General features: G+C 64.5%; 17 protein-coding genes. 14 read left to right on the top strand and 3 right to left on the bottom strand.

The genetic code is table 11. The features are described 5' to 3' along the window. Nucleotides 1-2: 2 nt before the first annotated feature. Nucleotides 3-1,082, bottom strand: coding sequence for a sensor histidine kinase (locus tag NGK62_RS15150; RefSeq protein WP_059373871.1), 1,080 nt, complete (start codon nucleotides 1,080-1,082; stop codon nucleotides 3-5). A gap of 113 nt (nucleotides 1,083-1,195) precedes the next feature. Here NGK62_RS15150 and NGK62_RS15145 point away from each other — a divergent pair, with 113 nt between their 5' ends. Beyond that, complete coding sequence (locus NGK62_RS15145; protein WP_251878960.1) at nucleotides 1,196-1,882, top strand: LytR/AlgR family response regulator transcription factor; 687 nt, start codon at nucleotides 1,196-1,198, stop codon at nucleotides 1,880-1,882. A gap of 147 nt (nucleotides 1,883-2,029) precedes the next feature. Here the strand turns inward: NGK62_RS15145 and NGK62_RS15140 are convergent, their stop codons facing one another. Together NGK62_RS15140 and NGK62_RS15135 are read right to left on the bottom strand one after the other, a co-directional pair. After that, nucleotides 2,030-3,634: a gamma-glutamyltransferase family protein gene (locus NGK62_RS15140; protein WP_251878958.1), complete on the bottom strand. Its 1,605-nt coding sequence runs from the start codon at nucleotides 3,632-3,634 to the stop codon at nucleotides 2,030-2,032. A 66-nt stretch (nucleotides 3,635-3,700) separates the two neighbouring features. After that, nucleotides 3,701-4,720 carry a Bug family tripartite tricarboxylate transporter substrate binding protein gene (locus NGK62_RS15135; protein WP_251878956.1) on the bottom strand — a complete coding sequence of 340 codons (1,020 nt, stop codon included), beginning with the start codon at nucleotides 4,718-4,720 and terminating at the stop codon, nucleotides 3,701-3,703. Between the two features lie 141 nt (nucleotides 4,721-4,861). Between NGK62_RS15135 and NGK62_RS15130 the strand changes: the two genes are divergently transcribed. From NGK62_RS15130 to NGK62_RS15070, 13 genes are all read left to right on the top strand, one after another. Continuing rightward, nucleotides 4,862-5,776: a LysR family transcriptional regulator gene (locus NGK62_RS15130; protein ID WP_059373874.1), complete on the top strand. Its 915-nt coding sequence runs from the start codon at nucleotides 4,862-4,864 to the stop codon at nucleotides 5,774-5,776. A gap of 108 nt (nucleotides 5,777-5,884) precedes the next feature. Further along, entirely contained in the window at nucleotides 5,885-7,459 is a 1,575-nt protein-coding gene (locus tag NGK62_RS15125; RefSeq protein WP_251878954.1) for a GGDEF domain-containing protein, read from the top strand. Between the two features lie 265 nt (nucleotides 7,460-7,724). After that, entirely contained in the window at nucleotides 7,725-8,519 is a 795-nt protein-coding gene (locus tag NGK62_RS15120; protein WP_059373876.1) for an enoyl-CoA hydratase/isomerase family protein, read from the top strand. Between the two features lie 10 nt (nucleotides 8,520-8,529). Continuing rightward, a complete protein-coding gene (locus NGK62_RS15115; protein ID WP_059373877.1) occupies nucleotides 8,530-9,690 on the top strand; it encodes an acyl-CoA dehydrogenase family protein in 1,161 nt (386 codons plus the stop codon). A 1-nt stretch (nucleotide 9,691) separates the two neighbouring features. Then, nucleotides 9,692-10,459, top strand: a complete 768-nt coding sequence (locus tag NGK62_RS15110) for an SDR family NAD(P)-dependent oxidoreductase (protein WP_251878950.1) — start codon at nucleotides 9,692-9,694, stop codon at nucleotides 10,457-10,459. A gap of 81 nt (nucleotides 10,460-10,540) precedes the next feature. Beyond that, nucleotides 10,541-11,815: an ABC transporter substrate-binding protein gene (locus NGK62_RS15105; RefSeq protein ID WP_353506918.1), complete on the top strand. Its 1,275-nt coding sequence runs from the start codon at nucleotides 10,541-10,543 to the stop codon at nucleotides 11,813-11,815. Nucleotides 11,816-11,829: 14 nt separating this feature from the next. Further along, nucleotides 11,830-12,705 (top strand): branched-chain amino acid ABC transporter permease, encoded by an 876-nt coding sequence (locus NGK62_RS15100; RefSeq protein ID WP_118931520.1) that lies wholly within the window; start codon nucleotides 11,830-11,832, stop codon nucleotides 12,703-12,705. Beyond that, the gene (locus tag NGK62_RS15095) at nucleotides 12,705-13,733 is read left to right on the top strand and encodes a branched-chain amino acid ABC transporter permease (RefSeq protein ID WP_118931519.1); all 1,029 of its coding nucleotides are present in this window, start codon (nucleotides 12,705-12,707) and stop codon (nucleotides 13,731-13,733) included. The genes NGK62_RS15100 and NGK62_RS15095 overlap by 1 nt, the downstream gene beginning before the upstream one ends. Further along, nucleotides 13,730-14,503: an ABC transporter ATP-binding protein gene (locus NGK62_RS15090; RefSeq protein WP_251878945.1), complete on the top strand. Its 774-nt coding sequence runs from the start codon at nucleotides 13,730-13,732 to the stop codon at nucleotides 14,501-14,503. Before NGK62_RS15095 ends, NGK62_RS15090 begins: the two co-directional genes overlap by 4 nt. Beyond that, nucleotides 14,496-15,197 carry an ABC transporter ATP-binding protein gene (locus NGK62_RS15085; protein ID WP_059373883.1) on the top strand — a complete coding sequence of 234 codons (702 nt, stop codon included), beginning with the start codon at nucleotides 14,496-14,498 and terminating at the stop codon, nucleotides 15,195-15,197. The genes NGK62_RS15090 and NGK62_RS15085 overlap by 8 nt, the downstream gene beginning before the upstream one ends. Nucleotides 15,198-15,222: 25 nt before the next feature. Beyond that, nucleotides 15,223-15,906 carry a TetR/AcrR family transcriptional regulator gene (locus NGK62_RS15080; RefSeq protein WP_118931518.1) on the top strand — a complete coding sequence of 228 codons (684 nt, stop codon included), beginning with the start codon at nucleotides 15,223-15,225 and terminating at the stop codon, nucleotides 15,904-15,906. A gap of 64 nt (nucleotides 15,907-15,970) precedes the next feature. Further along, on the top strand, nucleotides 15,971-17,632 hold the full coding sequence (locus tag NGK62_RS15075; protein ID WP_251878942.1) for an AMP-binding protein: 1,662 nt from the start codon (nucleotides 15,971-15,973) through the stop codon (nucleotides 17,630-17,632). Between the two features lie 33 nt (nucleotides 17,633-17,665). Next, nucleotides 17,666-19,291 (top strand): class I adenylate-forming enzyme family protein, encoded by a 1,626-nt coding sequence (locus NGK62_RS15070; protein WP_118931516.1) that lies wholly within the window; start codon nucleotides 17,666-17,668, stop codon nucleotides 19,289-19,291. The last annotated feature ends 43 nt before the right edge of the window (nucleotides 19,292-19,334 follow it).

Here is a 19,334-nt window from a genome sequence, read left to right as displayed (position 1 = left end):
CGCTAGGCCGGCACCGGCTCGCCCCGCAGCCTGATCTGCGCGACAGTTCTTTCCCCGCGCTGCTCCAGCACGAACTGATGCCTGTCCGGATACCTCAGCGTCAGCCGCCGGCACAGGTTTCCCAGCCCGCCTCCGCCGCTGGCCAGATCGAAGGGCGCGTGCAGCCGGCCGGGGTTGTCCACTTCAATGAGCAGTTCATCGCCCTGCAGACGCGTGCGTATGCAGATCGGAAAATGCGCGTGTTCCGAACGCATGCCGTGCTTGATCGCGTTTTCCACCAGGCCCTGCAGCGTCATGCGCGGAACACTGATCCGTAGCGTGGCCGGATCGATCTGGCTGCGCAGTTCAAGCCGCTGGTCAAAGCGCAGCGCCTGTATGCGCACATAGGCTTCGGCGGCCTCGATCTCCTCCTCCAGTATGGACAGGCCGCGCCCGCGCCGGTCCAGCGAATAGCGCAGGTACTCGGCCAGGCTGCGGGTCATTTCCTCCGCGATGGCGGGACGTTCGGCGATCTCGGCCACGATGGTATTGAGCGAGTTGAACAGGAAGTGCGGCTCGATCTGCAGCTGCAGATGTTCGAGCTCCAACCTCAAGGAGCGCGTCTCGGCCTTCATCTTGGACAGGCGCTCGCTGCGCGCGTTCAGCTCGGCCGACACGCCGAAATAGATCAGCGTCCAGATGGAGAGCATGCCCATGTAGTAGAGAAAGCCCAGCCGGTACTGGTTGCCCGGCAACACTCGGATCGCGCCGGGCAGAAACAGGCTATGGATGCCGTAGGCGATCGAGGCCAGCAAGGCCGAGGCGGTCAGGCAGAACAACACCGCGCAGACCAGTACCAGCAAGGGCGGGTCGCCTTTTCCCGCACGGCGGCCATGCAGCACGGCCGCCCCGCTGGTCAGGACGAAGGCCAGCGGCTCCAGCGCCACGGTAAGCCAAAAGGCCGCGGTGGCATTGCCGAACACCGCCAGCCGGATGAAGAAACCCACGATCGCAAGAAAGAGCCAACCCAGCGTCTGCGCCCGCCAGAAGCCAAGCGAGGACTCCCCTGGGCTCAAGCCCTGGCCGATCGATGCGAACTTCATGGATGCGCTCCCCGGACGGGCAAAGGGTTCTCTGGAAACTGCATAGGCCTTATATTTACCCGCGTGCCAGACCGGACGACTATACCCGCCACATCATGGCGCCAGGGAGGAAAATGCTGCGTGTGCTTGTCATCGACGATGAAGCCCCGGCGCGGCGCTACCTGCGCCGGCTGCTGGAAGCCTCGGCCGACGTCCATGTCGCGGGCGAAGCCGACAGCCTGGAACAGGCGCGAGCGCTGATCCGCGAGCATCGTCCTGATGCCCTGTTCCTGGACATCGAGCTGACTGCCGCCACCGGCTTCGATCTGCTGGACCAGCTGGACGCTCCGCCCGCCGTCGTCTTCGTCACCGCGCACAGCGACTACGCCGCCCGCGCCTTCGACGTCCAGGCCGTCGACTACCTGCTCAAGCCTGTGCGGCCGGGCCGGCTCGAACAGGCGTTGGCGCGGCTGCGCCCGCGCGCTGGCGGCCACCTGACGCTGCGGACGCGCAACGGCACCAAGCTCATCAAGATCCATGAACTGACCATGGCGCAGGCGCAAGGCGACTACGTGATGCTTTGCAGCGCCGCGCACGCCAACGAGCTGATGCACATCACCTTCAAGCGCCTGGCGGCCCAACTGCCCAGTCCGCCCTTCTGCGCCTTGTCTCGCTCGGTGATCATGAATCTGGAACATGTCTCCCATCTGTCGCAACTGCCCGGCGCGCAGACCGAGGTCGCGTTCAACAACGGCGTTGCCCCCGTCGTACTGGGACGGGTCGCGTCGCAGCGCCTGCGGCGCGCGGTGGCGCAGCGCTGACGCGACGGGCCAGCCCCGGGATAAGACCGCTGCAGCATCGGTTCGGGCCGGAAATGTGCCGATTGTCATCAACCGGCCCCGAGACATCACGCAGTTTTCGACGAAACGGGGATTTTCCTCGACCAAACATCGTCCAGGAAGACGGCGTCAATAGCCCATGGGGTAGCCGTCCTTGCGATGATCCGACGCGGCCAGATAGCCTCCCTGTTCCAGCCGATAGGCCATCTGCGCGCTGCCGAACTCCAGATCGAAGCGCGGCGCCACGTCGACCCTGTGGCCGCATGCGCGCAGATGCTCGATAGCTTCAGGCGGGCAGTTCCATTCCACCGCCACGCCCACGTTGTCATCCTTGATGCGCCAACGCGGCGCATCGCTGGCTGCCTGCGGATTCAGGCCGAAGTCGGCCAGCCGGCTGGTCACTTGAAGATGGCCCTGCGCCTGCATGGAGCCGCCCATGACGCCAAAGCTCATCAAAGGCTGTCCGCCTTTCATCAGGAAGCCGGGAATAATGGTGTGGAACGGCCGCTTGCCTGGCGCCACCACATTGGGATGCCCCGCCTTCGTCGAAAAGCCCCAGCCCCGGTTCTGCATGGCAATACCCGTTCCCGGCACCACCACGCCGGAACCGAATCCCTTGAAGTTGGATTGAATGAACGACACCATGGTGCCGTACCGGTCTGCCGCCGTCAGATACACCGTTCCACCGCTATGCGGATTGCCGGCCCGGGGTTCGCCCGCCCGGTCCGGATCGATGAGTTTCGCCCGTTCCGCCAGATAGGCGGGATCCAGCAGCTGCGCACTCGACACCTGCATATGGGCCGGATCGCCCACGTGTTCGTACAGGTCCGCGAACGCCAGGCGCATGGCTTCGATCTGCAGGTGCAACGCACGGCCGCTGTCGCGCCCGCAGCCCGCCAGGTCGAAACGTTCCAGCATGCCCAAGGCCATCAATGCGCCGATGCCCTGGCCGTTGGGACCGATCTCGTAGAGTTCCAGGTCGCGGTAGCGCATGCCTATCGGCTCCACCCAGTCGGCCGTATGGCCGGCCATGTCGGCCTCGGTGATATAGCCGCCCGTGTTGCGCGCGTGGGCGGCAATCGCCGCGGCCAGCTCGCCGCGGTAGAAGCTCTCGCCCTTGCTGCGGGCGATGCTCTCCAGCGTGGCGGCCTGGCCGGGGCTGCGGAAGCGCTCTCCGGGCAAGGGCGCGCGGCCCCCGGGCGCAAAGGACTCGGCAAAGCCCGGCTGCCCGCTCAGGCGCGGCACCTGCTTCTGCCACTGGCGATGCACCGTGGGCGAAACCAGGTAGCCGTCCCGCGCGTAGCGTATGGCGGGCTCGAACAAATCCTCGAACGGCAGCGAACCGAATTTCTCCCAGATCGCGCGCCAACCCGACACGACACCGGGTACCGTCACGCTGCCCCAGCCTATCGGGTCCATGCCATCCAGATGCGCGAACCTGGCCGTCTCCCAGGCGGCCGGCGCGCGCCCCGACGCATTCAGCCCATGCAGGCGCCCGCCATGCCAGACGATGGCGAACATGTCGCCGCCGATCCCGTTCATGCACGGCTCCACGACGGTCAGCGCGATGGCCGTGGCCAGCGCCGCGTCGATCGCGTTGCCGCCCCTTGCGTACATCTGCAGGCCGGCAGCGCTTGCCAGCGGCTGCGACGTGCTGACCACGTTGTCCGCGAGCAAAGGCATGCGTTGGGATGCGTAGGGCAGCTGCCAGAAGGGATCGTTCGGAATGGGCATGGGAGTCGGGTCGGAAGTTTGGGACCGGCCGCCCGCGGGCGGCCAGGAAGAAAGCCGGGGCGGCCGCTACTTGCCTGCGGTAATGTTCAAGGACTTGACCTTGTCGCGCCAGAACGCCTGCTGGTCCAGGATGAACTTGGGCAGAGTCTGGGCCGGAATCTCGCTGATCTGGAAGCCCTGCGCCTCGATGGCCTTGCGGAATCCTGCGTCGCCCTGCGCCTTGGACAGCGCGCGGGCCACAATGTCCAGGCGGTCCTTGGGCGTTCCCTTGGGCGCCATCAACGCGAACAGGTTCTCTGCCTCCAGGCCCTGTACGCCCAGTTCCTTGAGCGTGGGCACGTCCGGCATGACCGGCAGACGTTTGGCGGAGGCCACGCCCAGCACGTCGATGCGGCCGCCCTGCTTATGCGGCAGCGAGCTGGTCACGCTATCGAACATGAAGACCGACGCGCCCGAGATCACTTCGGGCAAGGCCTGGCTGCTGCCCTTGTACGGGATCTGCAACGCGTCCACGCCCGCCTGCTCCTTGAAGATCTCGCCCTCCAGGTTGGACAGGGTACCCGCGCCCATCGACGCGTAGTTGTACTTGCCCGGCGCCGCCTTCAGATAGGCCACCAGGCTGGCATAGTCCTTGATGCCCAGCGTCGCCGGCGTGACCAGGATGTGCGGGGCGCTGGCTATCGCGCCCACCGCATCGAAGTCGCCGTCCAGCGACACCTGCTGCTTGCCGTTGAGCGCTTCGTAAATGGAGTTGGACATCACCGACGAGATGTACAGCGTGTAGCCGTCGGCTTCGGAACGCGCAGCGGCCTGCATGCCGATCAAGCCGCCCGCGCCGGGGCGGTTCAACACCACCACCGATTGGCCCAGCGAGTCGCCCAGCTTCTGGCTGAGTTCGCGAGCGAGCACGTCGGTCGCGCCGCCCGGCGGAAACGACAGGATCAGCTGGAGCGAGCGCTGCGGAAAATCGGCCGCCCCCGCCCCGGTAGCCGCCGATAACGCCAGCGCGGCAAAGGCGCGCTTCAGGATGCCGAGTCCCTGCGGGCGCGCGGCGGCGCGGCCCGATTTGCATACAACACTAGCCATGCGATTCCCCTTGGTTGAAGAGCCGTCGGCCGGGTCTGTTGCCCATGTGTCCTGGCGGCCCTGACCGGCCCATTCTAGGAATTGCCTTTGCGGCAATCAATATCAATAATTAGCACGCCAATTGCCATTTTGAGAATCAATATGCTCAGCACCGCGCACCGCTATTTCCTGGAAGTCGTACGCGCAGGCAGCATCAAGGACGCCGCGGCCACCCTCCACGTGGCGCCTTCGGCAATCAGCCGGCAAGTCGCCAAACTGGAGGATGACTGCGGCGCGGCGCTGTTCGAACGCCGGCCTCACGGCATGGAGCTGACCCGCGCCGGCGAAATGCTGGCCGACTATGCGCGCCGCGTCGCCATGGATGCCGAGCACGTGCTGCGCGATATCCGCAGCCTGCGTCACGCGGAGCTGACCACCATCCGCATAGGCTCCAACGAAGCCGTGGCGCGCAACGTGCTGCCGCCCATCCTGGGCGCGTACCGCGCCCTGCATCCCGATGTGGCGTTCCAGGTACACATCGCTTCGCCCGGCGTCGTGACGCAACGCCTGCGCGACAACAGCATCGACGTGGGCCTGGCCTTCAGCCTGAACGCGGGCAACGGCATCGCCGTGCGCTACGAAATCGTCTCGCCCGTTCGCGCCATCATGGTCCCGGGCCATCCTCTTGCCAAACGCGCCAGCGTGTCCCTGGACGACCTGCGACGCTACCCGATCGCGCTGACCGACTCCGGCACCACCGTGCGCCTGTTGTTCGACAGCTCGGCGGCAGGCAACGACGGGCCGCCTTTCGACATCGCCTATTCGAGCAACTCGTCATCGGTCATCCGCGCCATCGTCGAGGCCGGCCATGCTGTCACGCTGGCTGGCGAGATCACACTCGCCGAGCCGCTGCGCAGCGGCGCGCTGGTGGCCGTGTCCTTGCAGCAAGCCGTCTTCGCCGAACGCACGCTGCAGGTGCAGACCGCCAGCCACGCCCGCTTGCCCGAGGCGACGGCCGCCTTCATCGAGCACCTGATCGAAGCGCTATCCGCGGGCGCCCGTTCACGCGATTCTTGACTTGCCGCAGGCTTGCCGCAAAACTGAAGTTCTACACGCGCCCAGGCTTGGCCAAGCGCGGAAGGCCCCGATTCAATGGTCAGAGTGAATGATTGAAGGAGCTCCGCATTGACCACTGCCGCGATGCCCAGACTGAAGCTGCGCCGCCTTGTCACCGTGCTGGCGCTCGCGAGCGGACTCATCGCCTTCGTCAACACGCTGTACGCGGCCTACCTGGTGCAGCGCGAGCAGCTGATCGCCAACACCCTCGAGGCCAACCGGGCCTACGCGATCAAGCTGGCGGAAGTCACCGACATCTACATCGAATCCATACAGCGGCAATTGCTCCTGTCCGCCGAGCGGGCGCCTGGCCTGCTGGGTTCGAAACCCGCCATGGAAGACGAGCTCGCGCGCCTGGTGCAGCAGACCGACGGCGTCATGACGGCCGCCATCGCAGACAGTAGCGGCACCATCCTCGCCACCGCTCCCGCCGACGCGGGCTTCGAAGGCAGGACGCTGGTACGCCAGCAACTGACCACAGGCGCCCAACATCTGAAGGGCCACATATCCACGCCCTACGTGGGCATGGAGGGCCGGCTGATACTGGCGTTCTCCGAACCTTTCCGTGATGCCAAGGGCAACCATGCCGGCACCATCCTCGCGGCCATCTACCTTCGGCAGGGCAACGAGTTCGACAAACTCGTGGGCGAGCACTTCTACCGCGACGGCTCCTACCTGTATGTCGTCGATGGCGACGGCACCATCATCTACCACAAGGACAAGGATCGCATCGGCACCAGCGAAAGAAGCAATGCCGTGGTCGAAGCCGTGCTGCGGGGCGAGACCGGTGCGATGCCCGTGGTCAACACCCGCGGCGCGCACCTGTTGGCCGGCTACGCCGCGCTCAAGAACGCCGGCTGGGGTGTCGTGGCGCAACGCCCGCTGGACGAAACGCTGCGCCCGCTGCAAAGCCTGACCAGCAGGATCGTGCTCTACGCCTTGCCGGTGGGGCTGATCATGTTCCTGGCCATCTACCTGCTGGGCCGCTGGATCTCGCGGCCGCTGGAGGAGCTGGCCCAGGTCATCGAACGGGATCAGCCCGGCGCGTCGGCTGGCGACCTGCACCGGATCAAGGGCTGGTACTACGAGGCGGCCCGCCTCCGGAACGCCGTGACGATGAGCCAAAGCTCCCAGACCCGGCGCCTCGATAAGCTGAACACGGACACCATCACCGATCCGATGACGGGCCTCTTCAACCGCAGGGGCCTGGCGCTGCAGATCGCCACGCTGCGCCAGACCCGGCAGCCTTTCGCCGCGCTCGCGCTAGACCTGGACCACTTCAAGCGCGTGAACGACACCTACGGGCACGCGGCCGGCGATCAGGTGCTGATCGCGCTGGCCGCCATCCTCAAGACCTGTGTGCGGGCAGAAGACGCGCCGTGTCGCGTCGGCGGCGAAGAGTTCCTGATCCTGATGCCCAACGCCTCGCGCGACACGGCGGAAAGGGTGGCCGGACGCATCCGGGCGGCGACGGCGGACCACACCATGCCGCAGGCGGTGGGAAATGTCACGGTGTCCATCGGCATCGCGCTGTGGCCATCGGATGATGCCGACATCGACAAGGTCATGGCAAAGGCCGATGAGGCCTTGTACCGGGCGAAGAATTCGGGACGGAATCGCGTGGCGGTCTGGTCGGCCGCGTAAATCACGGAACAAGCGAATCAGGCGCTAAAAGCGCCGTGCCGGGCATACCGCAGCGGCAAGGAGACGTCTGGCCCGCGCCGGCGCGCCCCTAGGGAAAACACTCATCAAAAAAACAAAAATGAATAATGACTCATCGTTCATTTTTTGCCAGAATGAGTCAACCGCCTAACGGCTAGCCGCAACGCAGCGCGTGCGCCGGCTATTCCAGGCGCCCCCCCCAAGCAAGAGACACCTGGCGTCTCCTGCTACTCCAAACGAGGTCTAGATGAACTTTGCTGAGTACAAGAGCTTGACGTTCGAACGCCGCAAGCGCGTCCTGGAAATCACGATGAACCGGCCCGAGAAGCTCAATGCGGTCGACGAGGCCATGCACGAAGAACTGGCCCGGGTCTTCGTCGATGTTTCCGCCGACCCGGAATGTGACGTCGTGATCCTGACGGGAGCGGGCCGGGCCTTTTCTTCTGGCGGCGATATGGCCTGGCTGCAGAAAATGATCGACCAGCCCGGCGCATTCGAAAAGACGGCCCGCGAAGGCAAGCAGATCGTGTTCTCGTTGCTGGATTGCGAAAAGCCCGTCATCGCGAAAGTGAATGGGCACGCGGCAGGACTTGGAGCCACGCTCGCGCTGTTCTGCGACGTGATCTTCGCCTCGGACGCCGCGAAGATCGGCGATCCGCACGTCAGTGTCGGCTACGTGGCCGGCGACGGCGGCGCCGTGATCTGGCCGCAGCTGATCGGCTATGCGCGCGCCAAGGAATACCTGATGACGGGCGACCTGATGACAGCGACCGAAGCGGCGCGTATCGGCCTGATCAATCACGTGGTGCCCGCGGCGGACCTGGAGCAACGCGTCGAACAGTTCGCCGACAGGCTGGCGGCGGGAGCGACCAAGGCCATCCGATGGACCAAGATGTCCGCAAACATCGGACTGAAGCAACTGGCGCACACGATCTTGGACGCCTCCTTGGCCTACGAGGCGCTCTCCAGTGCCACCCAGGACCATCAAGAAGCTGTAAACGCCTTCCGCGAGAAGCGCATCCCGGTCTTCTCTGGAAAGTAGAGAACCACTGATGAACTTCACGGAACCCGACCACATCCGGCAGTTGCGCGATACGCTCGAGCGGTTCGTCGAGAAGGAAATGCCGCGCGGCGCCGCCGCCGACTGGGACAAGCGCAACCACTTCCCGCGCGAGGTCTTCGACAAACTCGCGCGCCTCGGCGTCATGGGACTCACCGTACCCGAAGCGTATGGCGGCGCGGGCCGCGACATCCTCGCCACCATGGTTGTCATCGAAGAACTGTCCAGGCGCAGCCTGGCGGTATCGGTGCCCTACATCATGAGCGCCTGCTATGCGGGCATGAATCTGGTCGAATGCGCCACCGAGGCGCAGAAGACCGAACTTCTGCCCAAGGTCGTGGACGGTACCCTCGTCTTTGCCTACGGCTGGACGGAACCGGATGCCGGCGCCGACCTGGCCAGCGTCAAGACCCGCGCCGAACGTGTGGGGGACTCCGTGCGGATCAACGGCGCCAAGCGCTTCTGCTCGGGCGCGGCGATATCGGACTACATCTACGCGCTGGTGCGCTCCGGCAACGAGGGCGAGCGCTACAAGAATCTGTCCATGATCATGATCCCGCCCGACACCAAAGGCGTGACGATCACGCCCATCGAAGGGTTGGGCATGAAAGGAGCCGCGACCACGGACGTGATCTTCGAGGACGTGGAGGTGCCATTCGAGAATGTGATGGGCGGCGAGGCCGGCTGGAATAACGGCTGGCAGATGATCGTGGGTTCGGGACTGGACGTGGAAAAACTCGAAGTCGCCGCCATCGGCATCGGCGTCGCCCGGGCCGCGCTCGACGATGCATGGGCCTACGCGGGCGAACGCCAGCAATTCGGCAAGACCATCAACCACTACCAGTCCATTCAGCACAAGCTGGCCGACATGAAGACGCAACTGCACGCCGCGCGCCTCGTGCTCTACCACGCAGCCTGGATGGCCAACGAACACCAGCGCTGCGGGGTCGAAACATCCATGGCGAAGCTCTTTGCCACGGAAACCGCCCGCTCGGTCGCGCTGGAATGCCAGACCATCTTCGGCGCCTATGGCTACGTCAAGGATTTCGACGCGGAGCGCTACGTCCGGGACGCCCTGCTGCTGCCCATCATCGGCGGCTCCTCCGCGGTCCAGCGCAACAACATCTACAAGTGGTCCGGAGCCAATGCCTGACATGCCCTCAATTGACCTGACCGGGAAGAATGTGTTGGTAACCGGCGGCTCCAGCGGCATCGGAGCGGCGGTGGTCGATCTGTTCCTGGAACTCGGCGCGCAAGTGAGTTCGGCCGACCTCCAGCCGCTCGACGCCGTGGAACGGGACACCGTTACCCGGCTCCAGGCGGACGTCTGCGTGGAACAAGACTGCCTGCGCGCCACGGCGGAAGCCGTGACCGCCATGGGAGCCATCGACGTGCTCGTGAATTGCGCCGGCATACCCGACACCTACACCCCGACCCTGGAGCAAAGCACGCAATCCTGGCAGCGGATCGTGGATGTAGACCTGACCGGCACCTACCTCATGTGCAAGGCCGTGGGCGCACACATGGCGCAACGCCGCTCTGGATCGATGATCAACATCTCGTCCATCGTCGGCCTGGGCGGCTTTCCCCGCCGCAACGCCTATGGCGCGTCCAAGGCTGGCGTAATCATGCTTACCAGATCGCTGGCCAGCGAGTGGGGCAGCCTGGGCATCCGCGTGAACTGCATCGCTCCCGGCTATATCCGCACGCCCTTGGTCGAGACCCTGATACGCGAAAACAAGGTGAACACCGGACAGATAGAACGGCGGACACCGCTGGCCCGCCTCGGCCATCCCAGGGAGATCGCGCATGCCGCGGCGTACCTGTCCTCGGAATGGTCATCCTTCATCACGGGGGCAACCCTGCCGGTGGATGGCGGCTGGTCCGCGTTTGGAGGCGCGGGCGACATCGGCATCGCATGACATAGGCCTGATTGATCTGAAGTTCCCTGGGGCGAGCCCCGCACAACAAAGCAGAACAATACAGAACAAAGCAAAGGAGACATGAACATGGATCGCAGAAACGTCCTCAAGATGCTGGGCGCCCTGGGCGGCGCAAGCGCAGCCGGCGCCGGCAGCCTGTGGAGCCGCACCGCATTCGCGCAAGCTAATTCGTCTATCAAGCTGGGCTTCATTTCATCGCTCTCCGGCGCCCAGGCGCCACTCGGGCAGCCCATGCTTCTGGGCGCGCAGATCGCCATTGACCAGGTCAACCAGGCGGGCGGCGTTCTCGGCAGGAAACTGGAGCTGGTCATCCGGGACGACAAGGCCAAACCGGCCGAGGCGACCGTCGCCGCGCGCGAGTTGGCGGGTTCCGGCGTGAACATGCTGTGCGGCGTGGTATCCAGTGCGGTCGCCCTAGCGATCGCCGCGGTCCTGGAACAGGAGAAAACACTGCTGATAACCTGCGCCGCGCACTCCGAAAAGCTCACCAAGGAGAGCTTTGTCCGAAACTATTTCCGTGTCACGGACAATCCCTACATGCGTCAGCGCGCCCTCGCCAAAATGGCCGCGCAACGCTATCCGGACGTCAATCGCTGGGGCGGCGTCATTCCCGATCATGAGTACGGCCGCACCACCTGGGGCTGTTTCGAAGACGGCCTGCGCGAGTTCTATCCAGCGCTTGCCCAGAAGCAACCCGCGATCGCCCCGCCGATCAAGACGCAGTACGGTGCCGCGGACTATCGCAACGCCATTACCGCCACCATGTCCGTCCCAGCCGAAGGCTTCATGATCTCCGTGTATGGCGGCGATGCCGTGACGCTGTACAAACAGGCCGAACCGTTCGGATTCTTCAAGAAGGCCAAGCTGATCGTGGATTCGGCCAACGAGCTGATCGTAGCCAAGGCCATGAAGCAAGATCTGCCGGACATGTGGGTGGGAACGCACTGGTACGCGGGTGCGTTCGAGGACATCCCGGTCAGCCGCGAACTCCAGGCGGAAGCCGTGCGCCGCGCCAAGGATCCCCTCACGCTGGGCTTTATTTCCGAGGGGCATGCCGCGGTGATGGCCTACGCTCGCGCGCTACAAGCGGCTGGCTCGGCCGATACCGGCGCGGTTCTGAACGCGCTTGAATCGGTCACGTTCGAAACCGCCACCGGTCCGCGCCGCTTCCGCAAGGAAGACCATCAGGCCATCAAGCCCGTTGTCATGTATCGCCTGCGCGGATCGGCCAAGGCAACGGACGGCTTCGAAATCGTCGACGTCATTCGCATCCCCGGCGAGGCGGTGATGGATCCGGCCACTCCCGGAAAGGCCTTGAGCTTGCGGACAGTCTGAAAGGACCGGGAATCATGGACCAATACGGTTTGATGACGCTCAACGGCCTGTCGTGGGGCATGACGGTCTTCCTGACCGCCGCCGGCCTGACGCTGGTTTTTGGCATCCTGCACGTCCTGAACTTCGCACATGGCGGCTTCGTCATGCTGGGGGCCTATCTGGCCTACAGCCTGCTGGCCAGGCTTGGAGAGCCGTCCTTCTGGGCTTTCATGCTCGCCACCATCGTGTGCGCCGTGGCGCTGGGCGTGCTGGGCGCCGCCGTGGACAAGCTGGTTTTCCAGCGGCTCAGAGGCGTTGGCGAATCCTATTCGTTGATCGCCACCTACGCGCTGCTGCTGCTCTGCCAGGGAGTTGTCAAGGTAGTCTGGGGCATCGACTTTCTGAGCGTGCCGCCTCCGCCGGTATTGCGCGGCGCCACCGAGATCGCCGGCATGCTGGCGCCCAACTTCGTCCTCTTCGTGATCGGCTGCGGCGTGCTCGCCTTCCTACTTCTCGACTATCTGGTGCATCGCACCGAACTGGGAAAAACAGTCCAGTCGGTCGCGGTCGATCCCTGGATGGCCTCGTTGCTCGGCGTGAACGTGCGCCTGGTGCTGACAGGCACCGTGGTTGTGGGAATCGCGCTGGCTGGAGTCGCCGGCGCGCTGCTGTCCGTCAACCAAAGCCTGTCTCCCAACATGGGCAGCGCCCTGATCATTCAGGCCTTCGGCGTGATCATCGTCGGCGGCATGGGGAACATTCGCGGCGCCTTCCTGGCCGCCGTCCTCCTAGGCCTCATCACCGCGATAGGCGACCGCGTCTTCGCGGAAGTACCGGGGCTTTTCTTCTATGTCGCCCTCATTTCCATCTTGATGTGGCGTCCGCAAGGACTTTTGAAGGGGCTACGGTAATGAAGCAGCTTGCCAGCACAACAAGCCGGCGCTCGTTCGACCTCGCGGTTGCGGGGGTGGTGATCGGGCTGTTCGCCAGCGTCCCGTGGTGGGCGGACAAGGGATTGGTGTTTCTCGCGTCGGTGGTGTTGATCAACGCAACCTTCGCCTTGAGCTTCAACCTCGTTTTCGGCCTGACCGGCCTGGTCAGTTTCGGCCATGCGGCGTACTTCGCGGCAGGCGCCTACACCACCGGCCTGCTGCTGCAGAGCTACTCCCAGGTCCCCTTCCCCCTTGCCTGGCTGGCTGCGGGCATTGCGGGAGGGCTGGTCGCCGCGGCCGTCGCCGTCGTCGCCCTGCGCCGCGCGAGCGGCATCTACTTCGCCATCCTGACTCTCGCATTGGCGGAACTGGTGCACATCCTGATCTCGAAATCCGACCTCCTGGGCCGCGAGGATGGCATGACAGGCATCAAGCGGCCGGTGATGGACTTTGGCCTGTTCAGACTCGACCTCGCGCAAGGCAACAATCTCTACTACGTCACACTGGTCTGCGTCTCTTTCCTCGCGCTGATTCTGTACATTCTTTGGCACAACCGCTACGGCAGGCTGCTGGCGGCCATCCGCCAGGATGCCGAGCGGGTGCGCTTTCTTGGCATCAATGTCCACGCCATGCGATTCTCGGCCTTTGTGGCCAGCGGCGCCTTCGCCGGCCTGGCCGGCGGCCTGTACGCGCCGGCGGCCCAGCTGCTCACGCCGGAAATTGCGCACTGGGGATATTCCGCCCTGCCCATTCTGTTTTGCTTGGTGGGCGGAGTCGCCTACTTCTGGGGGCCCGTCGCCGGGGCGGTGATCTTCATCGGGCTCGAACACATGACCCGCAACATCGTCGGTCTTTCCGAAATCCTGATAGGCGCGGTGCTGTTGCTCGTGGTGCTGGCGTTCCCGGGCGGCGTCATCGGCGGCGCGCAGCGGCTGCTCGCGGCTGGCCGGCGCGGGACATCCGCCAACGGCAGCTCCGAATCGAAGATTCAAGGACAGACATCGTGACTACGCACATACTCGACGCGCGCGGGCTCTACAAGGCTTACGGCAGCATTTCTGTCCTGAAGGATGTGACACTGCGCATGCAACAGGGCGAAACGCACGTCGTCATCGGGCCCAATGGCGCGGGCAAGACCACCTTGTTCAAGACCTTGAGCGGCGAACTTCTGCCAGATGCGGGCGAAATCTCGATTGAGGGCATGAGGGTCGAAGGCATCGACGGATACCAACGCGTGCGCCTGGGCGTGGGGCGGACCTTCCAGGTCGCCCGCGTCTTCGGCGAAGACACCGTACTGGACAACATGGTGGTCGCCATCGAGGCGAGCCGCCGCCATCAGGGTGCCGGTGGCGGCTTCAGCTTGCGGATAGCGCCCGCCGCCGATGTCTATGACGAAGCCCTGGACGCCCTGGAGAAAATGGGCCTGGCCTCACAGCGCAATCACGTCTCTGGGGTGCTGGCCTACGGCGATCGGAAGCGCCTGGAACTCGCGATGAGCCTTGCGCTGCGGCCCAAGCTACTGATGCTCGACGAGCCGATGGCCGGCATGTCTCCGCCAGACAGGGCGGCTACGGTGAAAACCATTAAATCGGTGGTGCGGGAACGCGGAATCTCGGTCCTGCTGACCGAGCACGACATGGACGTCGTCTTTTCGCTGGCCGACCGCATCACCGTGCTGAACTACGGCGAGATCATTGCCAGCGGAACGCCCGAGGACGTGCGTTCCTCCCCCGAAGTCAGGGAAATCTACCTGGGCCATGAGGTGCAAAGTGCTTGAAGTGAAAAACCTGCGCGCACGCTACGGGGACAGCCTCGTTCTCGACGGCGTCGGCATCGAGGTCGCAGCCGGCCAGGGAGTCGCCCTGCTGGGCCGCAACGGCGCGGGCAAGACGACTTTGCTCAAGAGCATCGTGGGCGGCGGCCCTACCGTCGATGGCACGCTGCGATTCATGGGCGGCGACCTCAGGCAGATCGGCACGCATGCGCGCGCGCGTTCCGGGCTGGCGCTGGTACCGGAAGACCGCAGGATATTCAGCCACCTGACGGTGGAAGAAAATCTGCTGCTGGCGCGGCATGCCAGCGGTCCGCGAGGCACTCTCCCGCTACAGGAGGCCTACGGACTCTTTCCAGCGCTTGCCGAGCTGCGCACGCGCATGGGAAACCAACTCAGCGGCGGACAGCAGCAAATTCTGGCGGTCGCGCGAGCCTTGATGTCGCGACCGAAGTGCATGCTGCTGGACGAGCCCACGGAAGGCGTCGCCCCCTTGCTGGTCCAGCAAATGGCCGAGCAGGTTAATCGGGCCCGCCAGCAGCAAGGCGCCGCGCTGCTGCTGGCGGAACAGAACCTGTGGTTCTCGCGACGGTGTACCGACTACGTATTCGTGATAGATACTGGCAGAATCGTATTCGAGGGCGATTGGAATCACTTCGACGCCCACCCTGAAATTGCCGACCGCTATCTGGCGGTCTGAACTTTTCACACACTGATGATGCTCCATGACTGTACGCAACCCGAGTAAATCGGCATCGGCGCCTTCCGCGCCGCTTTCCGCCGGCCCCAAGAGCCGTCCCCGAAAAAAGCAAACCCGCGACGAACGGGCCGAAGAAACCAGGGCGGCTATCTTCAGCGCTGCGGCGCAGGTTGTTGGAAAACACGGCTACGGCGATGCTTCCATCAACCGCATTACCGAAGCCGCGGGAATCGCGCAAGGCACGTTCTATCTTTACTTCGAATCGCGCCAGGCGCTGTTCGACGAGCTCCTGCCCCATGTCGGCCAGGACATGTTGATCTTCATCCGCAACCAGGTAAAGGGCGCGGCGAACGTGCTGGACATGGAAGAAAGAGGATTCCGCGCGTTTTTTAAGTTTCTGCAGGAGCGTCCAGGATTCTTCCGTATCCTCAATGAGGCCGAAATCGCCGCGCCGGTCGCGTACCTGGCGCACTTCAAGCTGATCACGCAGCACTACGTCGAAGCCCTCTCCAGAGGAGTCCAGGCCGGAGAGATCGTCAACTATCGGGAACAGGAACTGGAAACCCTGGCCTACATGTTCATGGCGGCACGCAGCTATCTCTACCTGCGCTATGTCAAGGACGCGGAAGCGGCGGGCGACGCGGGCGCGACCCTGCCGGAGTCGGTGGTCGAAACCTATATGAAGCTGGTGCGTGGCGGCTTGACCTGAACACCCACGGCACGGCCCCGTCCACGCAGACGGGCGCCGGCGAAAAACGATGCGGGAGACAGAAATGCACACAGACGGGAGTGGCTGGCAGACACGACTCGGCCCGGACATGGCGGCTCGGTATGCGGGCGACGGACGATGGCAGAACATCCCCCTGGCCGAGAGCGCGGGCCAGTGCGCACGCGACTACCCGGACCGGACCGCCGTGGCGGACGATTCCGGCGGACTGACGTTTCAGCAGCTATGGAATCAAGCGCTGCGCCTCGCGGCGACGCTGCGCGACCATGGCCTGCAGCCTGGCAGCGTCGTCAGCTTCCAACTGCCGAACTGGCGCGAAACCCTGGTCATCAATCTGGCCTGCGCCATCGGCAGGTTCGTCTGCAATCCTATCGTCCCTATCTACCGCGACGCGGAACTCAGTTTCATCCTTGCCAATTCAAAGGCCAGGGTCCTGTTCATTCCCGATCGCTTCCGCAGCATCGACTACCTTGAAATGATCCAGCGGCTGCGCCCGAATCTGCCTCACCTGGAACACGTAGTCCTGGTTCGAGCCGAAGCGGACGGGGTCGCCTCGTATGCTTCCTGGGTAGACCGCCCCGCTCCCCTGGAACCATTCACCCGCGCCGATCCCGACGCCGTCAAACTCTTGCTGTACACCTCTGGCACCACCGGGAACCCCAAGGGCGTTCTGCATAGCCACAATACCCTCCGCGCCGAAGTCCAGGCCGTCACCGACTTCTGGGGGTTGTCCAGGGACGATGTGCTGCTCATGCCGTCTCCCGTTACCCATATCACGGGCTATCTGTATGCGCTGGAGCTGCCCTTTCTGCAAGGAACAAAAACGGTGCTGATGGAGCGCTGGGAGGCGAGCGCCGCGCTGGACGCAATCCAGCGGCACCAGGCGTCGTTCAGCATAGGCGCGACGCCCTTCCTGGTCGAGCTGGTGGCCGAAGTCGACCGGCGCGGCATCCAACTGCCCTCCCTGCGGCTCTATGGCAGCGGCGGCGCCCCCGTGCCGCCCGAGGTAGTCAAACGGGCCTATGCCGTATTGCCGAACTGCAAGACGTTCCGCATTTACGGAAGCAGCGAGGCGCCCACCATTTCGCTCGGCATCGCCCAGGGCGACCCTGCGGAGTGGGGCGCCAAGACCGACGGCCTGATTTTCAACCATGAAGTCCGCATCGTGGATCCGGCTAGCGGCGTGCCGCTCGCGACTGGCCTGGCCGGCGAAATCACGGCCCGAGGACCGGAAGTGATGCTGGGCTACACCGATCCGAGCGATACCGAAGCAGCCTTCGACGCGGACGGCTATTTCCACACTGGCGATCTCGGCTACATCGACGAGAACGGCTACATCACCGTCACCGGCCGCATGAAGGATCTGATCATCCGCGGAGGCGAGAATATCAGTCCCAAGGAGATCGAAGATCTCCTGCATCAGCATCCAGCCATCCAGGAGGCCGCGGTGGTCGCGTTTCCCCATGCCAGGATGGGAGAAACACCCTGCGCCTACGTGGTCCTGCGGCCCGGACGCGAATTGGATTTTCCCGGCCTGCTGGCCTATCTGGAAAGCGCCAGGCTGGCTCGCCAGAAATTCCCGGAACGCATGTTCGTGGTGGACGACCTGCCGCGTACCGCCACCGGCAAGGTACTCAAGCACGTCCTCAAAGCCCGGGCCACCACGGAAGACTGCCAGGATGCGCCCCGCCTGCTCGCGCAGGCATGATCCCATCGCTCAATCGCAGCAGAGGCAAAAATCATGGAATCCGAAGCGCCGCATGATGATTCGCTCCCGCCCTCGTGGGATGCAGTCTCCGGCAAAACCCTGAGACAACTGCTTGAACTGCGGGCCAGACAGCAGCCCCATCGGGTCGCGTTATCAGCGCAATCGATTCAGGGTTTTCGCGATCGTCTGACCTACGCGCAGCTAGCTCTTTTTTCACGCCGGATGGGGGGGTGGCTGCGCGCCATCGGCATCGAGTCCGGCGACCGGGTCGCCATTTACCTGGCGAACGACGCCGGACGGGAAGCCATCCTGACTGCGCTCGGCTGCTTCGCCATAGGCGCGGTTGCCGTGCCCATGAACACGCGCGCCGCCGACGACGATCTCGTCCACGCGCTGGACTTGGTGACCCCCGCTCTGGTGGTCTGCGGCACGGCGTCGGCCGCCCGTTTGCAACGCCTGACACGCACCAGGCAAGTGCATATCGACGCCCCCGCGAATGCCGCGAACGCATGGCAAGACCCTTTGCACGGCACGGACGCCGGTCTATCCGCGGCCGTCGGCCCGGATCCGGACTCGCCCGCATGCTTGCTCTTTACTTCGGGCACGACCTCCCGCTCCAAGGCCGTCATCCACAGCCATCGGAGCATGATCGCCGCCGGATTCGCCGTCGGTCAGGCTGTCGGGCTGGGCGCCGGCGACCTCTACCAGGGCGCCTTTCCATTCTTCACCAGTTCCTGCCTGAATCTTGGATGCATGTCCTCCTGGGTGCACGGCGCCGGCTTCGTCCTGGAGCATCTGCCCGGCAACGCTGACCGGTTGCGCCTGGCGGAATCCGAGCAATCCACCGTCTACCATGGCGTGCCCGCCGTGATCCAGTACATGCTGGACGAATGCGAACGCGGAACGTACGCCCTGGGGCGCCTGCGGCGGATCGCTTATGGCGGCGCGCCCATGCCCGTGGCCGCCATCGAACGCATAGCCCAGGCCTGGCCCTGGGTAGACCAGATGCAGATCTGGGGCATGACCGAAAGCGGACCTGCGGGCGCGAGCCTGCCGCCTCACTGGCTGCCCGCCAAGGCGGGAATGATCGGCGCCGCCATGCCCAACTGCGAATTGCGCGCGGTGGACGAGAACGGTCAAGCAGTCCCGCCGGGCGAGCCAGGCGAACTATGCTTTCGCGGCCCCAGCATGGCCCAAGGCTACTTCGAAAACCCGCAGGAAAGCGCAAACACCTTTCGCAACGGCTGGCTACACACCGGCGACATCGTGGTCCAGGACGAGGACGGGCTGTTCCGCTTCGTCGACCGCAGCAAGGACGTGATCAATCGCGGCGGCCTGAAAGTCTCGTCCGCCGCCATCGAAAACGCGCTGCAGCGCCTGCCGCAAATACAGGAAGTCGCGGTGATCCCCTTCCCTCATCCCAAGCTGGGCGAAGAAGCGGCGGCCTGCATCGTCTTCCGGCCCGGCGCGGCGCTGGATAGCGAGCGCCTTGAGGCGCACTGCGTCCAATGGCTGGCCGACTACGCAGTACCCAGGCACTGGTTCATCCTGGAATCACTGCCACGCAACCCCATGGGCAAGGTGCTTAAACGAGACCTGCCCGCCCTGATCGCGCGACGCGCGCCCGCCACTGACGGCAGTCCCTGCGAGCCCCAATAGCGGCGCGCGGAATTCATCCTTCAACACACACTCTTTTAGTCTT

The organism is Achromobacter sp. Marseille-Q4954, assembly GCF_943737025.1.
In the GTDB taxonomy this organism is placed as follows: domain Bacteria; phylum Pseudomonadota; class Gammaproteobacteria; order Burkholderiales; family Burkholderiaceae_B; genus Achromobacter; species Achromobacter bronchisepticus_A.
This window is presented reverse-complemented; position numbering and strand designations above follow the sequence as displayed.